Annotated in this window: 20 protein-coding genes; 3 read left to right on the forward strand and 17 right to left on the reverse strand. The window is 73.3% G+C overall.

Annotation, left to right across the window (positions count from 1 at the left end):
- Positions 1-129: 129 nt before the first annotated feature.
- A complete protein-coding gene (locus tag AVW11_RS21695) occupies positions 130-1023 on the forward strand; it encodes a 3-hydroxybutyryl-CoA dehydrogenase (protein WP_051699632.1) in 894 nt (297 codons plus the stop codon).
- 31 nt (positions 1024-1054) lie between these two features.
- Here AVW11_RS21695 and AVW11_RS21700 read toward each other — a convergent pair whose 3' ends face one another.
- From AVW11_RS21700 to infC, 10 genes are all read right to left on the reverse strand, one after another.
- The gene (locus AVW11_RS21700; protein WP_030841834.1) at positions 1055-1591 is read right to left on the reverse strand and encodes an NUDIX hydrolase; all 537 of its coding nucleotides are present in this window, start codon (positions 1589-1591) and stop codon (positions 1055-1057) included.
- Positions 1592-1644: 53 nt separating this feature from the next.
- Complete coding sequence (locus AVW11_RS21705) at positions 1645-2985, reverse strand: NsdA family TPR-like regulatory protein (RefSeq protein WP_060178548.1); 1341 nt, start codon at positions 2983-2985, stop codon at positions 1645-1647.
- A gap of 335 nt (positions 2986-3320) precedes the next feature.
- On the reverse strand, positions 3321-4424 hold the full coding sequence (locus tag AVW11_RS21710; RefSeq protein WP_076045424.1) for a PP2C family protein-serine/threonine phosphatase: 1104 nt from the start codon (positions 4422-4424) through the stop codon (positions 3321-3323).
- 151 nt (positions 4425-4575) lie between these two features.
- Entirely contained in the window at positions 4576-7104 is a 2529-nt protein-coding gene (pheT, locus tag AVW11_RS21715; protein ID WP_076045426.1) for a phenylalanine--tRNA ligase subunit beta, read from the reverse strand.
- Positions 7104-8231 (reverse strand): phenylalanine--tRNA ligase subunit alpha, encoded by a 1128-nt coding sequence (pheS, locus tag AVW11_RS21720; RefSeq protein WP_030841847.1) that lies wholly within the window; start codon positions 8229-8231, stop codon positions 7104-7106. Before pheS ends, pheT begins: the two co-directional genes overlap by 1 nt.
- Positions 8232-8384: 153 nt before the next feature.
- Positions 8385-9635 (reverse strand): sensor histidine kinase, encoded by a 1251-nt coding sequence (locus tag AVW11_RS21725; protein ID WP_078857473.1) that lies wholly within the window; start codon positions 9633-9635, stop codon positions 8385-8387.
- 55 nt (positions 9636-9690) lie between these two features.
- On the reverse strand, positions 9691-10551 hold the full coding sequence (locus AVW11_RS21730) for a TrmH family RNA methyltransferase (RefSeq protein WP_030841853.1): 861 nt from the start codon (positions 10549-10551) through the stop codon (positions 9691-9693).
- A gap of 133 nt (positions 10552-10684) precedes the next feature.
- Positions 10685-11071, reverse strand: a complete 387-nt coding sequence (gene rplT, locus AVW11_RS21735; RefSeq protein ID WP_007263143.1) for a 50S ribosomal protein L20 — start codon at positions 11069-11071, stop codon at positions 10685-10687.
- A 107-nt stretch (positions 11072-11178) separates the two neighbouring features.
- A complete protein-coding gene (gene rpmI / locus AVW11_RS21740; protein WP_030012385.1) occupies positions 11179-11373 on the reverse strand; it encodes a 50S ribosomal protein L35 in 195 nt (64 codons plus the stop codon).
- A gap of 104 nt (positions 11374-11477) precedes the next feature.
- Positions 11478-12191 (reverse strand): translation initiation factor IF-3, encoded by a 714-nt coding sequence (infC, locus tag AVW11_RS21745; protein ID WP_030037391.1) that lies wholly within the window; start codon positions 12189-12191, stop codon positions 11478-11480.
- Between the two features lie 325 nt (positions 12192-12516).
- Here infC and AVW11_RS21750 point away from each other — a divergent pair, with 325 nt between their 5' ends.
- On the forward strand, positions 12517-12900 hold the full coding sequence (locus tag AVW11_RS21750) for a DUF1844 domain-containing protein (RefSeq protein WP_030841856.1): 384 nt from the start codon (positions 12517-12519) through the stop codon (positions 12898-12900).
- A gap of 74 nt (positions 12901-12974) precedes the next feature.
- On the opposite strand, the gene AVW11_RS21755 is transcribed toward AVW11_RS21750, so the two are convergent.
- The 3 genes from AVW11_RS21755 to AVW11_RS21765 are packed head-to-tail and all read right to left on the reverse strand — an operon-like array spanning position 12975 to position 15766.
- Positions 12975-13715, reverse strand: coding sequence for an SseB family protein (locus AVW11_RS21755; protein WP_076045428.1), 741 nt, complete (start codon positions 13713-13715; stop codon positions 12975-12977).
- 21 nt (positions 13716-13736) lie between these two features.
- A complete protein-coding gene (gene mycP, locus AVW11_RS21760) occupies positions 13737-14945 on the reverse strand; it encodes a type VII secretion-associated serine protease mycosin (protein ID WP_060178553.1) in 1209 nt (402 codons plus the stop codon).
- Positions 14942-15766, reverse strand: a complete 825-nt coding sequence (locus AVW11_RS21765; RefSeq protein WP_076045430.1) for a hypothetical protein — start codon at positions 15764-15766, stop codon at positions 14942-14944. The genes mycP and AVW11_RS21765 overlap by 4 nt, the downstream gene beginning before the upstream one ends.
- Before the next feature lie 735 nt (positions 15767-16501).
- Here AVW11_RS21765 and AVW11_RS21770 point away from each other — a divergent pair.
- Positions 16502-17704 (forward strand): alanine racemase, encoded by a 1203-nt coding sequence (locus AVW11_RS21770; protein ID WP_030855934.1) that lies wholly within the window; start codon positions 16502-16504, stop codon positions 17702-17704.
- Here the strand turns inward: AVW11_RS21770 and AVW11_RS21775 are convergent.
- From AVW11_RS21775 to AVW11_RS21790, 4 genes are all read right to left on the reverse strand, one after another.
- Positions 17701-18996, reverse strand: a complete 1296-nt coding sequence (locus AVW11_RS21775) for an HAD family hydrolase (protein ID WP_076045432.1) — start codon at positions 18994-18996, stop codon at positions 17701-17703. The two genes, AVW11_RS21770 and AVW11_RS21775, sit on opposite strands and share 4 nt — an antisense overlap.
- Before the next feature lie 265 nt (positions 18997-19261).
- Complete coding sequence (locus AVW11_RS21780) at positions 19262-20053, reverse strand: 3-oxoacyl-ACP reductase (RefSeq protein WP_030855938.1); 792 nt, start codon at positions 20051-20053, stop codon at positions 19262-19264.
- A 4-nt stretch (positions 20054-20057) separates the two neighbouring features.
- Positions 20058-21437, reverse strand: a complete 1380-nt coding sequence (locus AVW11_RS21785; protein WP_076045446.1) for an aldehyde dehydrogenase family protein — start codon at positions 21435-21437, stop codon at positions 20058-20060.
- A gap of 37 nt (positions 21438-21474) precedes the next feature.
- Positions 21475-22845 (reverse strand): glutamine synthetase family protein, encoded by a 1371-nt coding sequence (locus tag AVW11_RS21790; protein ID WP_076045434.1) that lies wholly within the window; start codon positions 22843-22845, stop codon positions 21475-21477.
- Positions 22846-22888 lie beyond the last annotated feature (43 nt).

Below are 22888 nucleotides of genomic sequence, written 5' to 3' on the forward strand. Positions count from 1 at the left end.
CGTTTCACTGAGTGACGATGCGCGGTGTCCGCCCAGCATGCCCGCCCCGGCCCGCCGCGCCCCGCAAGGTCGGGAGTAACGTCGGGGGGCGTGGCGGGCGCCGGAATCACACGGGGGACCCGCCGACGGATGAGCTGCGAAAGGCACGAAGTGACTGACCTCCCTTCCGACATCACACGCGTCGGCGTAGTGGGCTGTGGCCAGATGGGCGCGGGTATCGCCGAGGTGTGTGCCCGAAGCGGCCTTGAGGTCAAGGTCGCCGAGACCACCGGCGAAGCCCTGGAGATCGGCCGTACCCGGCTTCAGAACTCCCTGACCAAGGCCGCCGAGCGCGGCAAGATCACCGAGGAGGAGCGGGACGCCGCCCTGGCCCGCCTCACCTTCACCACCGACCTCGGCGAGTTCGCCGACCGCGACCTCGTCATCGAGGCGGTCGTCGAGAACGAGCAGATCAAGACGGAGATCTTCCAGGTCCTCGACCAGGTGATCACCCGCCCGGACGCGATCCTCGCCTCCAACACCTCCTCGATCCCGCTGGTCAAGCTGGCCGTCGCGACCTCGCGGCCCGACCAGGTCATCGGCATCCACTTCTTCAACCCGGCCCCCGTGCAGAAGCTCGTCGAGCTGATCCCGGCGCTGACCACGGGCGAGGAGACGATCAAGCGGGCAGAGGCCCTGGTGCGGGACGTGCTCGGCAAGCACGCGGTCCGCGCCCAGGACCGCTCCGGCTTCGTCGTCAACGCGCTCCTCGTCCCCTACCTGCTGTCCGCGATCCGGATGTTCGAGTCGGGCATCGCGAGCCGCGAGGACATCGACAACGGCATGGAGCTGGGCTGCGCCCACCCGATGGGCCCGCTGAAGCTGTCCGACCTCATCGGTCTGGACACCATCGCCTCGATCGCCGACTCGATGTACGCCGAGTACAAGGAGCCGTTGTACGCCGCTCCCCCGCTGCTCCAGCGGATGGTCGACGCCGGCCGCCTGGGCCGCAAGACGGGCGCGGGCTTCTACCCGTACGGCTGACCGCGCGGCCGGCCGAAGGGTGACCCGACCGCTACGGCCGGCCGAGCCGCAGGTGGTGCAGCAGGAGCAGCCCGGCCGCCATGTTGGCGGCCGGGATCTCCCCGTCCGCGATCATGTCCGGCACGAGCTTGAGGGGGACCCACTCCCGGCGCGAGGACTCGAAGTCGTCCTCGGGGTCGCCGGTCCAGGTCGCCCCGTCCGCCCAGAACAGGTGGTGGCGGGCGTCGGTCAGCCCGTTGGACGGCTCGACGGTCATCAGGTGGCGGAGCGGGCCGGGCCGCCAGCCCGACTCCTCCTCCATCTCCCGGGCCGCCGCGGCGGCGATGTCCTCGCCGTCCTCGACCACCCCGGCGGGCAGTTCCCATCCCCAGCTGTCGGTGATGAAGCGGTGCCGCCAGAGCAGCAGCACCTCGTTGGCCTCGTTGACGGCCGTGGCCACCGCCACCGGGCGCAGCCGGATCACGAAGTGGTCCAGGTGCCGGCCGTCGGGGAGTTCCACGTCGGCGAGATTCACATCGAACCAGCGGTTCTTGTACACAGTCTGCTCACTCAGGTTCGTCCACTGCACGGCTGTGCCACCTTCCGTTCGAGTAGGTGGCAAACATCGCAGCAGCTGCCCTGTCACAGCGGAACGCGCAGCGCCCCGTCGATGAGCCGTACGGTCTCCTGCGCGTCCGAACAACCGCTGGTCAGAAGCTGTTCGCGGACCGCCCGCAGCCGATCGCGCAGCCGCAGCGACTCCATACCGCGGGCCCGCTCGGCCATCTCGGCCGCACCCGCCGCGGCCCGGTCCGCCTCTCCCTGACGCAGCTGGATCTCACAGAGCATCGCCAGCCGGTGCACCCGGCCGCGGTCGTGCGCGGGGGTGCCGACGGCGGCGGCCGCCTGGACCCGCGCCGCCTCCAGATCGCCCAGACTGAGCAGTGCCTCGGCGACCTGCACGTTGACGAGTCCGGGCTGGACGTACCCGGTCTCGTCCGGCTCGCTGCCCGGGTGGATCCGCGCGGCGGCCGCCTCGGCGCCGCGGATGCACGCCAGCGCGGCCTGCGCGTCACCGAGTTGGGCGTACGCCTTGGCCTGCATGGCGTGCAGGTCGGCGGCGAGCGCCGGGGTGGTGTGCCGGCCGGCGGCGCGCAGCGCGGCCTCGGCGAAGGCGACGGCCTGGCGGTACTCCCGCAGGTGCAGGGACTGGTTGACGATGAGGGCGATCACGTAGGCGCCGAGCCCCCGGTCCCCGCTCGCCTTGGCCAGGCGCAGCGCCTGGTGGAAATAGCGCTGCGCCAGCCCGTGCGCGTCCGAGTCGTACGCGCAGATCCCCGCCACCGCGACCAGGGATCCGGTGGCCCGGTGCAGGCGGCGGCCGAGGTCGTCGGGGTAACTCCCGCGCAGCATCGGCGCGGTCTCCGTACCGAGGAAGCGGACGATCCGGTCGCGGGTGGCCACGCCGCCGGCCCGGCGGTACATCAGCTCGTAGTGGGCGCGGGCGGCCTTGAGGATCTCCACGTGCTCCGGACCGATCCGGTGGGGGCCGTCGCGCGAGACGTCGGCGTCCTCGGGCGGATTCTCCCACTCCCACACCGGGATCACGGCCGGGGTGCCGGTGACCGCCTCGGCGGTGAGCAGTTGCGGCCGGGCCTGCCCGTCGGAGCGCCACAGGGCGGCGGCCCGGTCCACGAAACCGCTGAGCGGGGAGGCGTGCAGGGACACCGGGTGGTCCGGCACGCCCAGTCCGATGTCGTCCAGCCCGACCGGCCGCCGCAGCCGGCCGCCGAGCACCTCGCAGATCAGGTCGGGAACCTGGCCGCGGGGGCGCTGCCCCTTCAACCACCGTGTCACGGCGGTGTGTTCGTAGCGCAGGGCCAGCCCGCGCGTGCGCCCCGCCTGGTTCACGTGGGCGGCGAGCCCGGCGTGGGACATGCCCGCCTCGGCAAGGAGGGCGTCGAGCAGGACATTGGGCTGCATGGGCGCTCCCGGAGCTCGTCGGTATCAGGCTAGTGGGTGCGCGATTCACACGGGGTGTGAACCTAGTACGCGCATAAATGCGATCCGCACTCTGCCGCACGGACCCCTCAAGGCGCTTGACTGAAGACCCTCGCCAAGAGGAGCTCGGGTCGTCGGCTCCCCCTCGAACAGTGCGACGACCCGTCACCGCGCCGCCCGTCCTGCTGTCTGCCCGACACTCCATGGCAGGCGGGCGGCGCCTTCGGTTCCGTCGGCGCCCGGTTGGTCGCCGGGCCCCCGGCAGGGAACCGGACCGGACGCGCGCCGGGCCCATCCACCGGGCCCGGCGTGCGTGGTCAGTACCGGTCGTTGCGGACGACCAGCAGGGCGACGTCGTCGGTCGGCCGCCCGCCCGTGTGCCGGAGCAGGGCCGCGTGCACGCCCGCGACCAGCCGCGCGGGCGTGAGCGGTGCCCGTGCCAGGACGCTCCGCAGGGGGAAGAACCTCCCCGCGGGGTCACGGGCGTCCTCCGCCCCGTCGGTGTGCAGGAACAGCGTCTCCCCGGGCCGGAGTTCACCGCACGCCTGCGCCCCCGGGTCCGGCGGTAACGGAACCACCCCGAGCGGCGGCAGCGTCTCCCCGTCCAGCGCTCTCACGTCCGGGGCCCGCTGCGGCGGGCGTTCACCCGTGCCGGGCTCCGGACGCAGCCCCGCGCGCAGCCGTCTCCCGGCGGCGGCCGGGTGCGTGCGAGGCGCGGTGGCCGGGGTGGAGCCGCGGCTGCGCGCCGCACAGGGTTCCGGGGCCGGACGGATCAGGTACGGCCAGGGATGGCCGCAGTTCAGGGCCGTCAGGCTGTCGTCCGGGCCGATCTGGAGGAGCAGCACGGTCACGAACTCCTCCGCCGCCGGGGACTCCGGCTCGGCCGGACAGGCCGACGGGTGCTCGGCCCGGGCACGGTCGCGTACGTGCCGGCCCAGGGCCCGTTCCATCCGCCGCAGGACGGCGCCGAGCGAGGGCTCGTCGTACGCCGCCTCCCGGAAGGCCCCCAGGACGGCGGCCGCCGCGCCCAGCGCCGGCAGCCCGTGGCCCCGTACGTCCCCGATGACCACCCGGATCCCGTGGGCCGTCGGCACCGCCTCGTACAGGTCGCCGCCCACCGCGGCGCCCCGGCTCGCGGAGAGCTGCGCCGCGGCCAGGGTCAGGCCGTCGATCCGGCCCGGCAGCGGCCGCAGCAGGGCCCGCTGCGCGGCGCCCGCGATCTCCTGCGACCGGTGCAGCTCGGCCAGCAGCCCGCGCCGGATGTGCAGGGCGCACCCGGTGGCCAGCAGCAGGAAGGCGGCGCACGTGGCCAGGCTCGGAACGAGCATGCCGGGGGTGGACAGCTCCCAGGACACCGCGGCACCGCCCCATGCCGCGACGCACACCCGGCGCACCCGGGTCATCTCCCCGCGCGTGATCATCCGTAGGACTCCCCTCCGGCCGGATCGATTGTGTCGACCGGACGGCGGCCCCCGACATGGGCCCAGAGGGTTCTCACCCGAATGAGTGAGGGGCGCATCCGGTCGCGGATACGCCCCTCATCAGGCCTTGAACGGTCCGAGGACCGATCGGCTACGCGCCCCGGAGCACCGCCCCGGTCCGCTCGCCGGCGAGCGCCACCGCCGCGTCGCGCGCGGCCGTGGACTCCTCGGCGGTCAGCGTGCGGTCGCTCGCGCGGAAACGCAGCGCGTACGCCAGGGACTTCTTGCCCTCGCCGACCTGCTCGCCGGTGAACACGTCGAACAGGCGCAGCGACTCCAGGAGTTCGCCCGCGCCCTTGCGCAGGGCGGCCTCCACGGAGGACGCCGGGACGGACGCGTCCACGATCAGCGCGACGTCCTGGGTCGCCACCGGGAAGGAGGAGATCCGGGGCGCCTGGACGACCTCGCCGCCGGCCGCCGCGAGGCGGTCCAGGTCGAGCTCCATCGCGCTGGTGCGGGCCGGCAGCCCCATGGCCTTGACCACCCGCGGGTGCAGCTCGCCGGCGTGGCCGATGACCTGCTCCACCCCGTCGACGGTGACGACCAGCTCGGCGCAGCGGCCCGGGTGCCAGGGGCCGTACTGGCCCTGGCGGACGACGAGCTCCGTGCCGGCCTCGACGGCCAGCGCGCGGGCCGCCTGGATCGCGTCGGCCCAGTCGGCCGGGCGGCCCTTGCCCCACCAGCCCGCCTGCTCGCGGGCACCGGCCAGCACGACCGCGGCGTACCGCGGCTGCGTGGGCAGCGCCGCGTCCAGGGTGGCGATCTCCTCGTCGGTGGGACGCCGGTCGACGGGCAGCCGTACGGCGACACCCGGCTGCGCGGCGGCCCGGAAGACCGAACCGGTCTCGAAGAGCGCGAGGTCGTGGCTGCCCCGGCTGTCGTTGCGGCGCAGCGCACCGAGCAGACCCGGCAGCAGCGTGGTGCGCAGCGCCGGCTCCTCGTCGGAGAGCGGGTTGACCAGCTTGACGACCTGGCGGGCGGCGTCGTGCGCCGGCAGCTGGAGCTGGTCGAAGACGCCCTCGCCGAGGAACGGGTAGCTGAGCGCCTCGACGTAGCCGGCGCCGGCCAGCGCGCGGCCGACCCGGCGGTGCAGCTGCTGCCGGGCGGTCAGACCGCGGCCGGAGGGCACCTGCGGCAGGGTCGACGGGAGGTTTCCGTAGCCCTCCAGCCGGATGACCTCTTCGGCGAGGTCGTTGGGCGCGGCGAGGTCGGGCCGCCACGAGGGCAGCGTGACGACGAGCTCGTCCTGGCCGTAGACGTCGCAGCCGATCTCCTGGAGGCGGCGCACGACGGTCTCACGGCCGTAGTCCATGCCCGCCACCCGGTCCGGGTGGTCGGCCGCCATCGCGATGGTGCGCGGCGCGCCCGGGGCGATCACCTCGGTGACCCCGGCCTCGGCGGTGCCGCCGGCGAGCAGCACGAGCAGGTCGACGGTCCGCTGGGCGGCCGCGGCGGCGGCCTGCGGGTCGACGCCCCGCTCGAAGCGCTTGGACGCCTCGGAGGAGAGCTTCATGCGGCGGGCGGTGCGCGAGATCGACACGGAGTCGAAGTGCGCGGCCTCGATGACCACGTCGGTGGTGCCGGTGACCACGCCGGTCTCCGGGTCGGTGACGGAGTCGGCGATCTCGGTGTTGGCGCCGCCCATGACACCGGCGAGGCCGATCGGCCCGCTGTTGTCGGTGATCACCAGGTCCTCGGCGTCGAGCGTGCGCTTGACCCCGTCGAGGGTGGTGAACTTCTCGCCCTGCTCGGCGCGGCGGACGCCGATGGTGCCGTCGATCCGCGAGCGGTCGTAGGCGTGCAGCGGCTGGCCCAGTTCGAGCATCACGTAGTTGGTGACGTCGACGGCGAGCGAGATCGGGCGCATGCCGGCCTTCTGCAGGCGGCGCTGGAGCCAGATCGGGGAGCGGGCCTCGGGGTCGAGGCCGGTGACGGTGCGGGCGGTGAAGCGGTCGCAGCCGGCCAGGTCGTCGATCTTGACCGGGTAGCCGTACGAGTTCGGCCCGGGCACGTCGAGCAGCGCGGGGTCGCGCAGCGGCAGGCCGTAGGCGGTGGCCACCTCGCGGGCGATGCCGCGCAGGGACATGCAGTAGCCGCGGTCGGGGGTGACGTCGATGTGCAGCACCTCGTCGACGAGCTGGAGCAGCTCGATCGCGTCCGTGCCGGTCTCGTGCTCCGGCGGCAGCACGATGATGCCGTGCGTGCCGTCGTCGCCCATGCCGAGCTCCTCGCCGGAGCAGATCATGCCGTGCGAGGTCTTGCCGTACGTCTTGCGCGAGGCGATCGCGAAGTCGCCGGGCAGGACGGCGCCGGGCAGGACCACGACGACCTTGTCGCCGACGGCGAAGTTCCGGGCGCCGCAGACGATCTCCTGCGGCTCGCCGGTGCCGTTGGCGGTGCCGACGTCGACCGTGCAGAAGCGGATCGGCTTGCGGAAGCCCTCCAGCTCCTCGATGGTCAGCACCTGGCCGACGACCAGGGGGCCCTTGAGCCCGGCGCCGAGCTGCTCGACCGTCTCGACCTCGAGGCCGGCGTCGACGAGCTTGGCCGCGACGTCGCGACCGGATTCACCGGCGGGGAGGTCGACGTACTCCCGCAGCCACGAAAGCGGGACCCGCATCAGATCTCCATCCCGAAGGGCCGGGTGAAACGAACGTCACCCTCGACCATGTCTCGCATGTCTTCAACGTTGTGACGGAACATCAGCATCCGCTCGATGCCGAAGCCGAAGGCGAACCCGCTGTACTTCTCCGGGTCCACACCGCAGGCGGTCAGCACCTTGGGGTTGACCATGCCGCAGCCGCCGAGCTCGATCCAGCCCTCGCTGGAGCAGGTACGGCACGGGCGGTCGGGGTTGCCCACCGACTCGCCGCGGCACACGTAGCACTGCATGTCCATCTCGGCGGACGGCTCGGTGAACGGGAAGAAGTGCGGGCGCAGCCGGGTGGTGGTCTCCTCCCCGAACAGCTCCTTGACCATGTGGTCGATGGTGCCGCGCAGGTCGGCCATGGTCAGGCCCTCGTCCACGGCGAGCAGCTCGACCTGGTGGAAGACGGGGGTGTGCGTCGCGTCGAGCTCGTCGGTGCGGTACACGCGGCCCGGGCAGACGATGTAGACGGGGGGCTTGCGCTCCAGCAGCGAGCGCGCCTGCACCGGGGAGGTGTGGGTGCGCAGCACGACGCCCGACTCGTCGCCCTCGGTGCCCTCGGGCCCCTTGACGAAGAAGGTGTCCTGCATCTGGCGCGCCGGGTGGTCGGGCGTGAAGTTGAGGGCGTCGAAGTTGAACCACTCCGCCTCGACCTCGGGACCCTCCGCGACCTCGTACCCCATGGCGACGAAGATGTCCGCGACGCGGTCCATCAGCGTGGTCAGGGGGTGCCGGGCGCCCGCGGGCGTGCGGTCGTGGGGCAGCGTGACGTCCACCGCCTCCTCGACCAGCACCCGCTCGTCGCGCTCGGCCTCGAGCTCGACGGTGCGGGCCCCGAAGGCCTTGTTCACGGCGCCGCGGGCCTGGCCCACGCGCTTGCCCGCCTCGGCCTTGGCCTGCGGGGGCAGGGCGCCGATCTCGCGGTTGGCGAGCGCCAGGGGCGAGCGGTCGCCCATGTGCGCGGTCTTCGCCTCACGCAGCGCGTCGAGGTCGCCGGCGGACGCGAAGGCGGCGAGCGCCTCGTCCCGCATGCGCTCGATCTCTTCCGGTTTCAGTGCCTCGACCTCGACAGGGTCGTACGACTTGTTCGGTGCCGACATCTCTTCCCGTACTTCCGATGGCTGGCTGGTTGGGTCCCCCGCGCGACGCGCAGGGCGCGCTCGGCACAAGGACACAAAGGTGCCAAAGGACGAGTCTAAAGGTCGCCGGGGGTGAAGGAGCCCGTGGGCCGCCTGCCGGGACGCTCCGCAGGGCTACTGCGTGAGGTACGCGGGGGCGCTCACGGGCAGGATAAATCGGAACTCGGCGCCGCCACCGGGGCCGCGGCCGACCGTGATGGTCCCACCGTGCGCCTCCACGATGCCCTTGACGATGTAGAGGCCCAGGCCGGTGCCGCCGCGCTTGCTCCCCCGCCAGAAGCGGGTGAAGACGCGGGCCATCGACTCCTCGGGGATTCCGGGGCCTTCGTCGGACACGGTGACAGCGGTTCCCTTCTCATGCGGCGACACCCCGATGGTGACCGTTCCTTCGCCGTGGCGCACCGCATTTTCGAGGAGGTTGCCGAGGATCTGGTCGATCTTGTCCGGATCGGCCCACAGGTCGGGGAGGGGACGGCTGACGCTGACGAGGAAGCGCCCGGGGTCCTGGCCGTTCGCGGTGAGCGCCTGGACGTGGCGGCCCACCGCGGTGGCGATGTCGACCGGCTGGCGGCGCACCTCCAGGCGGCCGGAGTCGATGCGCGAGATGTCGAGGAGCTCGGCGATGAGGCGGGTGACGCGGTTGGCGTCGGCGTCGACGGTCTCCAGCATCAGCCGCTTCTGGTCGTCGGTGAACCTCTCCCACTTGGCGAGCAGGGTCGCGGTGAACCCCTTGACGGAGGTCAGCGGGGAGCGCAGCTCGTGGGCGACCGTGGCGATCAGCTCGGCGTGGCTGCGTTCGGTGCGGCGGCGGGCCTCGGTGCCGCGCAGGGTGACGACGAGCCGGCGCACGGGGCCGGTGGGGTGGGTGCGGACGTAGCTGGCGGAGACGAGCACCTCGCGGCCGCCGGGGAGCAGCAGGTTCCGCTCGGGCTGGCCGCGGCGGGTGGCGAGCCCCCCGTAGGGGTCGGTCAGCGCCCACCAGCGGCGGCCTTCGAGGTCCTCCAGCGGGAGGGCCCGGTCGATGGGGGCGCCGAGCGCCTGCTCGGGCGCCAGGGCGGTGAGCCGGGCGGCGGCCGCGTTGAAGCAGACCACCCGGCCGGTGTCGTCGGCGACGACGAGGCCGTCGGGCAGGCTGTCGGGGTCCACGGCGAAGCCGGGCCGGTCGCCGGGGGCCGCGGCGGGCCCGGCCGCCTCCCGGGCGGCGGGGACCGCCGGGCGGGCGGCCCGGGCCCGGCCCGAGTCCACCGCCTGGGGCGGTACGCCGCACAGCCCGTCGGCGGCCGCGGCCGGGGGTTCGAGGGCGTCCAGGAACCGCTCCTCGGCCGCGTCCGCGGCTCCGGGTGAGCTGTTCGTTCCGACGGTCATGTCCCCGTACCCCACATCTCCGAGTAGCGCAGTGGGCCCCCGGGCCGCCACATTACTAGCTGGGGGTCACGGAGCGGCACCCTCCGGGCGCCCGCTGTGCACGCGCGGACGCGTAGAGGCAGACGGCGGCGGCCGTCGCCAGGTTCAGGCTCTCCGCCTTCCCGTGGATCGGGACCCGCACCACGGCGTCCGCGAGGGCCCGGGTCTCCTCCGGCAGGCCCCAGGCCTCGTTGCCGAACACCCAGGCGGAAGGGCCGCCCATGGTGCCCGCGTCCAGTTCGGCGTCCAGGTCGTCCTCGCCGGCGCCGTCGGCCGCGAGGATCCGTACGCCCGCCGCGCGCAGCCCCTCGACGGCCTGCTCCACCGGGACGCCGACGGCGACCGGGAGGTGGAAGAGGGAGCCCACGGAGGCCCGTACGGACTTGGGGTTGTAGAGGTCCACGGAGGCGTCGGTCAGCACCACCGCGTCCGCGCCGGCGGCGTCCGCGCAGCGCAGGACCGTGCCCGCGTTGCCGGGGTCGCGGACGTGCGCGAGGACGGCGACGAGCCTGGGCCCGGCCTTGAGGATCTCCTCGAAGGGCGAGTCGAGGAAGTGGCAGACGCCGACGAGCCCCTGCGGGGTGACGGTCTGGGAGACCTCGGCGAGCACCTCGTCGGAGGCGAGGTGCACGCGGGCGCCCGCCTCCAGGGCCGCACCGATGATCTCGGAGTAGCGCTCGGCGGCCTCGACGGTGGCGAACAGCTCGATCAGGGTCGAGGCGCCCGTGGGGCCGCGATGCTCGACGGCCTCGCGGACCGCCTGGGGGCCCTCGGCGATGAACCGGCGCTCCTTGGTGCGGAAGTTGCGCCGCGCCAGTCGCCTGGCGGCGGCCACCCGCGGGGATCGGGGGGAGATCAGCTCGGCGGGGTGACCCAGGTCAGCCATGGTCTCTGCGGTTCTCTCTCGGGGTGCGGGCGCCGGGGCGCGATGGTGCGGGAAAGCACTCGGACCCGCAGGCGAATCGCCTGCGGGTCCGAGGGTGCCGACCGCTCGTGCGGCCGGCCAGGCCTTACGCGGCGGCCTTGGGGGCGTTGACGTCGGCCGGAAGCGCCTTCTGCGCGACCTCGACGAGCGCGGCGAACGCGTTGGCGTCGTTGACGGCCAGCTCCGCGAGGATCTTGCGGTCCACCTCGATGTTGGCGGCCTTCAGACCCTGGATGAGGCGGTTGTACGTCATGCCGTTCTGGCGGGCAGCGGCGTTGATGCGCTGGATCCACAGCTGACGGAAGTCGCCCTTGCGCTTCTTGCGGTCGTTGAAGTTGTAGACCAGCGAGTGGGTGACCTGCTCCTTGGCCTTGCGGTACAGGCGCGAACGCTGACCGCGGTAGCCGGAGGCCGCCTCGAGGATCGCCCGGCGCTTCTTGTGGGCGTTTACTGCCCGCTTGACGCGTGCCACTTTTTAACTCCTTGTAGCGGGGCCGTGGGTGTCTTCACACGACCCGGAAATTCGATGGGGTCCCGGTCTCGACATGCATCCGCTCCCTGCGGGGGGAGCGGTGGATGTCAGATGCCGAGAAGCTTCTTGATCTTCGCGGCGTCGCCGGGAGCCATCTCCGCGTTGCCGGTGAGGCGGCGGGTGACACGGGACGACTTGTGCTCGAGCAGGTGGCGCTTGCCGGCGCGCTCGCGGAGCACCTTGCCGGAGCCGGTGACCTTGAAGCGCTTCTTGGTACCGCTGTGCGTCTTGTTCTTCGGCATGGCGCCGTTATCTCCTCGTCGGTGGCGCTCCCTCGCCGGTCCGGTCCGGACCGGCTTGGGGGAGCGTCATGTTGTGTAGGTGATTCGAGACAGGTGCCTCGGAATCAGGCCTCGGCGTTCGCCTCGCCGGCGTCGGCCTCGGTGACCTCGGCATCCTTGGCGTCCGTCGCCTCGACCGGGGCGGCCTCCTGGGAAGGAGTCGCCTCGTCGGCAGCGGCGGCGCCCTGGCGCTCGGCCTTGCGGGCGGCCTGCGCCTCGCGGGCTTCGGCCATCGCCTCGGTCTTCTTCTTGTGCGGACCGAGGACCATGATCATGTTGCGGCCGTCCTGCTTCGGGTTCGACTCGATGAAGCCGAGCTCCTCGACGTCCGAAGCGAGACGCTGCAGCAGTCGGTAGCCGAGTTCCGGCCGGGACTGCTCGCGACCACGGAACATGATCGTGATCTTGACCTTGTCGCCCTGCTTGAGGAACCGAACGACGTGACCCTTCTTGGTGTCATAGTCGTGCGGGTCGATCTTCGGCCGGAGCTTCATTTCCTTGATGACCGTGTGCGCCTGGTTCTTGCGCGCCTCACGGGCCTTCATGGCCGACTCGTACTTGAACTTGCCGTAGTCCATGAGCTTGCAGACCGGCGGGCGTGCGGACGCCGCGACCTCGACCAGGTCGAGGTCGTACTCCTGCGCGAGCTCAAGCGCCTTGGCAAGCGGCACGATGCCGACCTGCTCGCCGCTGGGACCGACGAGTCGTACCTCGGGAACGCGAATCCGGTCGTTGATGCGGGGCTCGGTGCTGATGGATCCTCCTCGGTAGCACCACACGACTGCCTGGCAGACAGCCGCTGACGTGTATTTCCGTCAGACCGACCGCGGCGGGAGAATGAAAAAAGCCCCGCCGGGCACAGGCAGGGGCTCCAAAACAACCGGAGCACCGCCGCATGCAACACGCGGGGCGCAGACTCGGGCGGCTTTCCATCGTCCGTACGGAACGATGGATGCCGCCTGACCGGTGACCCGCCGCCCCGGAAGGCGGTCAGGTGGGAGAACGGAGCCTCCACTTGTGGGCCGGACACCACAGCATCCGGCCGGTCGATGTACATACTAGCACCCGCGTTGCAAGCCCGCCGCACGGCATATCGTGGGGCGCATGACTGACGCGACACCCTCCACCCCCACCGACCCCGCTGCCGACGGCGCCCCCGACTACGACGCCATGACCCGCGACATCGCGGACGTGCCCGCCGTCGAGGTGATCACCACGGTGGCCGTGCACCTGCTGAGCGCCGCGGCGGTCAACCTGGGCCTGGACAAGCCGGACTCCGAGCACAAGGACCTCGACGAGGCCCGCAAGCTGATCACGGCCCTCGCCGGCCTGGTCACCGCGAGCGCCACCGAGATCAGCTCCTTCCACGCCGCCCCGCTGCGCGACGGCCTGAAGTCGCTCCAGCTCGCCTTCCGCGAGGCCTCGATCGTCCCGGACGAGCCGGGCCAGGGCCCGGGCGAGAAGTTCACCGGCCCGGTCTTCGGCTGATCCGGCGGCCTCGCCGGGCACGACGAGGGAGGGGCGGACCGTGGCAGCACCACGGTCCGCCCCTCCCTCGTCGTTCAGCGGGTGAAGAGGGGCTCGCCGGGCGGGACCGGGGCGTCCGGGGGCAGCAGCGCCAGGTTCAGGCCGCGCACCAGGCGGGCCCGCAGGGTCGTGTCCGCCGCCAGGGCCTCGGCGACGCGGCGGGCCGCGGCCGGGGCCTGGGCGTCGGCGGCCAGCACGACCGCGAGGGTTCCGTCCGCGTCCGGGCCGCCCGGGCCGAGGTGGGCGCGCAGCACGGCGGGCTCGCCGGCCACCGCGGCCCGTACGGCGTCCCGCACAGCGGGGTCGGCCAGCGGATCGGTGTCCGTGCGGCCCTCGGCGAGCGCGAGCAGCGCGGGGCCGGTCAGCTGGTAGGCGACGGGACCGGCCAGGTCCAGCACCACGGTGTCGGCCTTCTCGTGGGCCGCGGCGGCCAAGGCCTGGTGCAGCGGTACGGCCACCGGCCGGGCGGCCGGGTCCCAGAGCGCGAGCGAGGCGATCGAGGTGAAGGCGGGCAGGGCCCGCCGGTCGCCCGCCCGCAGCGTCGGGACGGCCATGTCGCTGGTCTTCTCCCGCTTCAGGCCGGTCTCCGGGTCGGTCTCCACCTCGCCGAGCACGGCGACCACGGGGACCAGGAGCCGGGCGCCCTTGAGCGCCGCCAGCACCCGCGGCTCCTGGGTGCGGTCCTCGGCCCACGCGGCGAGCGCCGCGGTCAGCTCGGGATCGGCGGAGCCGTCGTCGTCGGAGAAGCCCGGGTCGGGAATGTTCTTGTTCGCCATGTTCGCCACAGTTACCCGACCCTACTGTGCCGGGTACGCCTCGCCGCCCCGGGGACCCCGTCGCGGGCGCCGGGCCAGTACGGCGGCCAGCAGGAGCAGCGCCGCCCCGGCGACCGCGGCGGCCGGTGCGCCGAGCCGGGCGCCCCGCTCGGGCGGGCGGACCGGCTCGGGGCCCGGGCCGAAGTACGGGCCGGCTGCCGCCACGGGGGCGGGGACCGCGGCCTCCGGCTGCATCGCCTCCGCGACCTGGAGGGCGGCGGCGGGATCCACCATCCCGTGGCCGCGGGCGTCGTCGCGGCCGCCGGCCGGGGAGTCGGAGGCGGTGTCCTCCAGCAGTTTCTTGATCTGGGCCGGGGACAGGTCGGGGTGCGCGGCCTTGACGAGGGCCGCCGCCCCGGAGACGAAGGCCGCCGCGGCACTGGTGCCCCAGCCCTCGTAGTAGGAGCGGTCGGGGTCGGCGATGACGACGTCGACGCCGGGGGCGCTCACGGTGGCGTACCAGTTGCGGGTGGAGAACTTTGCCTTCCGGCCGCGGCGGTCGACCGCGGTCACGGCGATGACCCCCGGGTAGGCGGCCGGATAGGAGACCCGGTCGCCCGTCTCGCCTCCGTTGCCCGCGGAGGCCACGACGACGACGCCCTTGGCGAGGGCGTACTGCACGGCCTCGTCCTCGCCCGCCTCGTGGTGGGCGGAGTCGCTGTCGTCGCCGAGGGACAGGTTGATCACGTCGGCGCCGTGGTCGACGGCCCAGCGGATGCCTTCGGCGAGGGCGCCGCCCTTGCTCTCGCGGGCCTTGGCGCGGCCCGGGTCGCCCTCTTCGAGGATCACCCGCACGGGCAGGATCCGTGCCTGCGGGGCGATACCGAGGACGCCCTGGCCGCGGCTGGGGCCGTGGCCGTGCCCGGCGATGATGCTCGCCATGGCGGTCCCGTGGCGCGCCCAGGCCCGGTCGCCGGGGCCGGCGCCCATGCCGATGAGGTCGGTGCCGGCGAGGACCTGGCCCGACAGGTCGGGGTGGGACTCGTCGACACCGGTGTCGAGGACGGCGACGGTCACGCCGTCGCCCCGGGTGGTGCCCCAGGCCTCCTCGGCGCGCAGGGCCAGCAGCCCCCACTGGCGGTCGCGGACGGTGTCGGCGGCGGCCGGGGCGGCGGTGGCGGTCGCGAGCAGGGCCGCGGCGGCGAGCACGGCCGCGCCGCGCAGGGCGCCCGGGGCGGGGGCGGGGGTCATCGGGCGGCCTTCGGCGCGGGGGTGGCGGGCGGTGCGGCGGGGGTGGCGGGCGGTGCGGCGAGAGCGGCCAGGCCGTCTCCGAGGCGGGCGGCGATCGCCTTCGCCTCGTGGCCGAGGCCGGCCTGGGCCGCGGCGCCCGTCGCGTCCTTCTTGACGAGGTCCTCGGCGGGGCGCGGGGCGTCCTGGGTGCGGCCGTCGGCGAAGGCGGAGACGGCGTAGACGACGACGGGGGCCTCCCTGCGGACCGAAGCCGCCCAGGCGGCCCGCTGGTTGTCGGCGAATCCGTAGGCGGGCGGGGCGGTGAGCCGGCCGCCGAGCGCGTTCATCGCGGGCTCGTCGGCGGGAGTGAAGACCATGCCGACGGCGATCAGGAAGCTGCGGGTGGCGTCGGTGTAGGTGGCGCGGAGCACGCGGGTGCAGCCGGTCGCGGCCACCGCGGCCTGCCAGTCGGCGGGCAGGGCGGTCGGGCAGTCGGCGTCGGGGGCGAGCGCGATGCGGGTCCAGGTGCGGTCGGCTCCGCCGGGGCCGGCCGAGGGGCCGGCGAGGACGGGCGGGAGGAGGCTGTCCACCGGGGCCGCGCGCCAGAGCGAGCCGGCCTTGCGGTAGGCGGCGTCCGCGGGCAGGGGGCGGTTCGCGGCGCGGTGTTCGGCCCAGGTGGTGACGGCGGCTCCGCCGATGAGGCCGCCGCCGAGGATGACGCAGAGGGTGGCGGCCGCGACCCGGCCGGGGTGGCGGCGCGGTGGGGCGTGAACGGGCTGGGGCGGCGGGGACCAGGGGTCGGGCTCGCCCGGGATCGTGGTCCGCGGTGTCGTCGTGGTCATCCGGCGGCTCCGCCCCCCGTTCCGTACGGCTGCCTGTCCGTACTCTACGTGGTCCTCGAGAACGCCCTGCCGAGAACGCCCTGCCGAGACGGCCGCCCCGCGGGTCCCGGCGGGGCGGGCCGGGGCGGCGCGGGCCGGGGCGGCGCGGGCCGGGGCGGCGCGGGCCGGGCGGGGGCGGGGCCGACGGAGCCTTGGCGGGGCCGGGCGGGAGCGGTGGCCGGGTCGGTGCCGGGGCCGGGGTGGGATGTCGTCCGGGACTGCATGATTTATGGCGCCTCGGCCGGGCCCGCCCGTACGGGCTCCCAACGCGCCAACAAATCACGTTTTACGTCCCGGCCAACACCCCACCCCGTCCCCGCCCCCGCCCCCGCGAACCCCCGCAGCCACCCCTTCCGCCACTCAGCCCCCGCCGGCCCCTTTTCAGCCCCGACCGACTCCCCCTCAGCCCCGACCGGCTCCCCCTCAGCCCCGCCGGCCTCCTTCAGCCCCGACCCGCTCCCACTCAGCCCCGCCGGCGTTTGAGGCGCGGGGTCCGGGGCGGAGATCCAGGTCTTGATCCGCCCCGACGCCCCGGCCCCCCACCGACCCCCTTCCTGCCTCCGCCGGCCCGCTTCCAGCTCCGCCGGCTGGATTTCAGCCCCGCCGGCGTTTGAGGCGCGGGGTCCGGGGCGGAGCCTCGGGGGGAGACTGCCCGACCCCTACCCACCGGTACGGACCTCTGGCAAGCTGCCGCCCATGAACTCCCCCGCCGCCGACCGCGCCCGGTACGACCGGGCGACCGCGCACCTGGACGCGCCGTTGGCCATCGTGGATCTCGAGGCCTTCGACGCCAACGCCGACGACCTCGTCCGCCGGGCCGGCGGCAAGCCGGTCCGGGTCGCCAGCAAGTCGGTCCGGTGCCGCGCCCTGCTCGAACGGGTGCTGGCCCGGCCCGGGTTCGCCGGGATCATGTCGTACACGCTCGCCGAGTCGCTCTGGCTGGCCCGCTCCGGGTTCGAGGACGTGCTCCTCGCCTATCCCTCCGCGGACCGGGCCGGTTTCCGTGAGCTGGCGCACGACGCCAAGCTGGCCGCCGCCGTCACGGTGATGGTGGACGACCCCGCGCAGTGGGAGCTGATCGACGCGGCCCGCGACGGCGGCACCGAGGAGATCCGGGTCTGTCTGGAGCTGGACACCGCCCTGCACTTGCTGGGCGGCCGGGTGCGGGTGGGCGCGCGCCGCTCCCCGCTGCGCGAGCCCGCGCAGTTGGCCGCGCTGGCCCGGGCCGTCGCGGCGCGGCCCGGGTTCCGGGTGGTGGGGCTGATGGCGTACGAGGGTCATGTCGCGGGGGTCGGGGACGCGCTGGCGGGGCGCCCGCTGCGGTCACGGGCGATCCGGCTGATGCAGGGCGCGGCCCGTAGGGAGCTTGCGGCGCGGCGGGCGGCGGTGGTGGCGGCCGTACGGGACGTCGTACCGGACCTGGAGTTCGTCAACGGCGGCGGTACGGGCAGTGTGCAGCAGACCGCGGCCGAGGACGCGGTGACGGAGATCGCCGCCGGGTCGGGGCTGTACGTGCCGCGGCTCTTCGACAACTACACGTCGTTCCGCGGGCGTCCGGCGGCGCTGTTCGCGCAGCCGGTGGTGCGCAGGCCCGGGGTCGGGGTGGTGACGGTGCTCGGCGGCGGGTATCCGGCGTCCGGTGCGGCCGGCCCGGACCGGCTGCCGGTCCCGTACCTGCCGCAGGGGCTGCGCTACGACCCGCAGGAGGGTGCGGGCGAGGTGCAGACGCCGCTGCTGGGGAGCCCGGCCGACGACCTGCTGATCGGCGACCGGGTCTGGTTCCGCCATGCCAAGGCGGGCGAACTGTGCGAGCGGTTCGACACCTTGCACCTCGTCGAGGGCGACCGGGTCACGGCCGGCGTGCCGACGTACCGGGGCGAGGGCCGTACCTTCCTCTAGAACACGGTGTCCGTCTGGTCCGGGATGACGGTGGTGTCGTCGCGGCGGACCGGTCCGGGCGTGCCGTCGTGGTCGACGTAGCCGGTGGTGGAGCAGGGGTAGGGGCTGCTCCGGTGCGGCTTGGGCTCGATGAACATCGGGTTGACGATCCACTTGCCGTCGCTGTTGTCGTAGGCCCGGCACATCAGCTCGTTCTTGTTCCGGTTCACGGCGAGGCGCAGGCCGGTCGCGTCGCGCAGGAACGAGATGTCGGTGTCGGAGTCGCCTGCCGCGAACACCTGGCGGCGGGCGGCCGGCTGGACCTTCTCGGCGGCGGGGCCGCGCACCCCGAAGACCTCCTGGTTGATCCAGCAGCGCTTGCCGTCGATGTAGGTGATCATCGTGTCGGCGCCGTCGGGGACGGATCCGCAGCCCTTGAGGTGGGGGGTGTACGTCCCGGCGCGGGTCGTGGTGTTGCGGATGCCGATGACGCGGCCGGCGTCGATGCCGACGCCCTGGGCCCAGACCTCGACGACGGGCTGCGGGGAGGCGGAGCTGATCCAGACGTCGAAGCCGGCCCTGCGGAGGCTGTTGACGAGGTCCTTCTGCTGGTCGTAGTAGCGCACCCAGCCGGTGGCGCGGCCGGTGCCGACCTGCTGGGTGGCGCCGACGGGCGCGGCGAGGTTCTCGGTGCGGGCGGCGGCGGCGAACCTGCGGATGTCGCGGGCGGTCCAGCCCTGCATCAGCTGGGCCAGCCAGGCGTACCCGGGTTCCATGGTGCGGTGGTCCCAGCCGGTGAAGGCGGCGGCTCCGGTGCGGGTGGCCGCGGTGGCGTAGACCGCGTGGACCTCGTCCGCGCAGCCGGCTCCGGCGGGGGTCCCGGTGGGCAGCGGGGTGCCGGGGCGGGCGAGGGGGGCGCAGGCTTCGGCGAGGGCCTTCGCGGCGGCGGGGGTCAGGAAGCGGCTGGTGGTGCTCCAGTCGCCGCGGGCGGGCTGGCGGATTTTGGAGTTGCGCAGCAGCCAGAACATGGTGGCGTCGCCGACGTCGTTCTTGACGACGGTGTTGTCCCAGTCGAAGACGGCGACGGGCTTGGCGCGGGTGGGGCGGTACGGGTTGCAGCGGGCGTGGCGGTCGATGAGCTGCTGGAGGCGGGCCCGGTTGTCGCCGTACCAGCCGTCCTTCAGCTGGGGGGTGGTGCAGGGGGCTCCGGGGTGTGCGGCCTCGGCGGAGGGGGCGACGGCGACGAGGGCCGCCGCGGTGATCGCGGCGGCGGCGAGCCTCTGGAGGCGCCGGGTGGTGTGGCGTGGGGACACGGGTGAACGCTCCTTGGCGGTGAAGGGGTCACGGGTGGTGGAGCACGACAGCCGGGCGTCGTGCGACGCCCGGCTGTCGGGTGGGTGGTGGTGCGGTGGGGTTCAGGGGGTGTCCGGCGGATCAGGGCCGGACAGCCCGGGTCGTCCGGTGCCGTGGAATGCAAGGCGGAGGAGGAAGCCCACGCGGAGCGTCGGCGCCCGACGACAACGCGGCAGGCCGCGGTGCCGGGTGGCCCGGGCCCGGCCCTGATCCGCCGGACACCCCCTAGAGGGGGGTGACGTACGCGCCCGAGATCCCGCCGTCGACGAGGAAGTCGGTGGCGTTGATGAAGGAGGAGTCGTCGCTGGCGAGGAAGGCGACGGCGGCGGCGATCTCGGTGGGCTCGGCGAACCGGCCCAGCGGGATGTGCACGAGGCGGCGGGCGGCGCGCTCGGGGTCCTTGGCGAACAGTTCCTGGAGGAGCGGGGTGTTGACGGGGCCGGGGCACAGGGCGTTGACGCGGATGCCTTCACGGGCGAACTGGACGCCGAGCTCGCGGGACATGGCGAGGACGCCGCCCTTGGAGGCGGTGTAGGAGATCTGGGAGGTGGCGGCGCCCATGACGGCGACGAAGGAGGCGGTGTTGATGATGGAGCCGCGGCCCTGGCGCTGCATGTAGGGCAGGGCGGCCTTGCAGCAGAGGTAGACGGAGGTGAGGTTGACGTCCTGGACCCGGCGCCAGGCGTCGAGCTCGGTGGTGAGGATGGAGTCGTCGTCCGGGGGAGAGATGCCCGCGTTGTTGAAGGCGATGTCGACGGAGCCGTAGGTGTCGAAGGCGGTCTTGAAGAGGGCGTCGACGTCTTCCTTGTCGGTGACGTCGACCTTCACGAAGAGGCCTCCGACCTCCTCGGCGGCGGCCTTGCCGGCCGTCTCGTCGATGTCCGCGCAGACGACGTTGGCGCCTTCGGAGGCCAGTCGGCGGGCGGTGGCGAGGCCGATGCCGCTGCCGGCTCCCGTGATGACGGCGGTGCGGCCGACAAGGCGGCGGCAGATGATCTCGGTGGGCTCTACGGACATGGGTTCAGGCCTCCGTGCTGATGAAGACGTTCTTGGTCTCGGTGAAAGCGGTGAGGGCGTCGGGTCCGAGCTCGCGGCCGAGTCCGGACTGCTTGTAGCCGCCGAAGGGGGTCCAGTAGCGGACGCTGCTGTGGGAGTTGACGGACAGGTTGCCGGCGGCGACGGCGCGCGAGACGCGCAGCGCGCGGCCGATGTCGCGGGTCCAGAGGGAGCCGGAGAGGCCGTATTCGGTGGCGTTGGCCAGGCGTACGGCGTCCTCCTCGTCCTCGAAGGGCAGGACGACGGCGACGGGGCCGAAGACCTCCTCGACGGCGACGGGCGCGGTGGGGGCGACGTCCGTGACGAGGGTCGGCGGGTACCAGAAGCCGGGGCCTTCGGGTGCGGTGCCGCGGATCGCGGTGAGGTCGTCGGTGACGAAGGACCGTACGCGGTCCAGCTGGGTCCGTGAGATCAGCGGGCCCACTTGTGTCTTCTCGTCGAGCGGGTCGCCGACGGCGACGGCCGCGATGCCGGGGGCGACGAGGTCGAGGAAGCGGTCGTGGACGGAGCGCTGGACGAGGATGCGGGTGCGGGCGCAGCAGTCCTGGCCGGTGTTGTCGAGGAAGGACATGGGGGCTGCGGCCGCGGCGGCCTCCAGGTCGGCGTCGGCGAAGACGATGTTGGGGCTCTTGCCGCCCAGTTCGAGGGTGACGCGCTTCACCCGGTCGGCGCACTTGGCCATGATGTGCTTGCCGACGCGGGTGGAGCCGGTGAAGACGATCTTCGCGACGCCGGCGTGTTCGACGAGGGCGTCGCCCGCGGTGTCGCCGCGGCCGGGGAGCACCTGGAAGAGGTGTTCGGGGATCCCGGCCTCGAGGGCGAGTTCGGCGAGGCGCAGCGCGGTGAGCGGGGTGGTCTCGGCGGGCTTGAGGATGACGGCGTTACCGGCGGCGAGGGCCGGGGCCAGGCCCCATGCGGCGATCGGCATGGGGAAGTTCCAGGGGGCGATCACGCCGATGACGCCGAGGGGTTCGAGGAAGGTGACGTCGATGCCGCCGGCGACGGGGATCTGGCGGCCGGAGAGCCGTTCCACTCCCCCGGCGGCGAAGTCGAGGAGGTCGCGTACGTTGCCGGCTTCCCAGCGGGCGTTGCCGATGGTGTGGCCGGCTTCGCGGACCTCCAGCTGTGCCAGTTCCTCGATGTGCCCGTCGACGACGGCGGCGAAGCGCCGCAGGAGGCGGGCGCGGTCGGCGGGGGCGGCCGCGGCCCAGGGCCGTTGGGCCACGGCGGCCCGGGCCACTGCGGCGTCGACGTCGTCCCGTGTGGCGGCCGGGACGACGGCGACGAGTTCCTCGGTGGCCGGATTGAGCACTGTCAGTTCGAAGGGGGCCGGCGCATCGGACACGTGGTGCCTCACAGTTTCGGTTCGGTGGCGTGGGTGGCTACAGGCGTTCGAAGGAGCGGCGCAGCTCCCAGTCGGTCACCGCGGAGTCGTAGGCGTCGAGTTCCACGCGGGCCATGTTGCGGTAGTGGGCGACGACCTCGGGGCCGAAGGCGGCCTTGGCGATCTCGCTGTTCTCCCAGAGTTCGGCGGCCTCGCGCAGGGTGGCGGGGACGTGGGCGTAGTCGCCGGTGTAGGCGTTGCCGGTGCAGATCGGCGGCAGCTCCAGGCGGTTCTCGATGCCGTAGAGGCCGGCCGCGACCAGGCCGGCGACGGCGAGGTAGGGGTTGACGTCACCGCCGGGGAGGCGGTTCTCGAAGCGCATGGAGCGGCCGTGGCCGACGACGCGCAGGGCGCAGGTGCGGTTGTCGAGACCCCAGGCGACGGCGGTCGGCGCGAAGGATCCCGGCCGGAAACGCTTGTACGAATTGATGTTCGGGGCGTAGAGAAGAGAGAAGTCGCGCAGCGCGGCGAGCTGGCCGGCCAGGAAGTGGCGCATGACGGGGGACATGCCGTCTTCCCCCTGGCCCTCTCCGGCCATCGCGTTGCGTCCGTCGGTATCGGTGAGCGAGAGGTGGATGTGACAGGAGTTGCCCTCGCGCTCGTCGTACTTGGCCATGAAGGTGAGCGAGACGCCTTCCTGGGCGGCGATCTCCTTGGCGCCGGTCTTGTAGACGGAGTGCTGGTCGCAGGTGGTGAGCGCCTCGTCGTAGCGGAAGGCGATCTCGTGCTGGCCGAGGTTGCATTCGCCCTTGGCCGACTCGACGACCAGGCCGGCGGCCTGCATCTCGTTGCGGATGCGGCGCAGCAGGGGTTCGACGCGGCCGGTCCCGAGGACCGAGTAGTCGATGTTGTACTGGTTGGCGGGGGTCAGGCCGCGGTAGCTCGCGTTCCAGGCCTGTTCGTAGGTGTCCTGGAAGACCATGAACTCCAGCTCGGTGCCGACCATCGCGGTGTATCCGTGCTCGGCGAGGCGCTCCAGCTGGCGGCGCAGGATCTGCCGGGGCGCGGCCACGACGGGGGTGCCGTCGTTCCATGCCAGGTCGGCCAGGATGAAGGCGCTGCCGGGGTTCCAGGGGATGCGGCGCAGGGTGGCGGGGTCGGGGTGCATGGCGAAGTCGCCGTAGCCCCGGTCCCAGGAGGACATCTCGTAGCCGTCGACGGTGTTCATGTCGGTGTCGACGGCCAGGAGGTAGTTGCAGCCCTCGGTGCCGTGCGCGAGGACCTCGTCCAGGAAGAACTGTGCGGCGAACCGCTTGCCCTGGAGCCGCCCCTGCATGTCGGGGAAGGCCAGGACGACTGTGTCGATCTCACCGCTGGCGACGAGGGCGCGGAGCTCCTCGGGCGCGAGCGGCGGCTTGCGGTCTACCACGGGAATCTCTCCTTCGGTGAGCCGAGGAGGCCTAAGGTATTGA

It is taken from the genome of Streptomyces amritsarensis (genome assembly GCF_001953875.1).
GTDB lineage: Bacteria > Actinomycetota > Actinomycetes > Streptomycetales > Streptomycetaceae > Streptomyces > Streptomyces amritsarensis.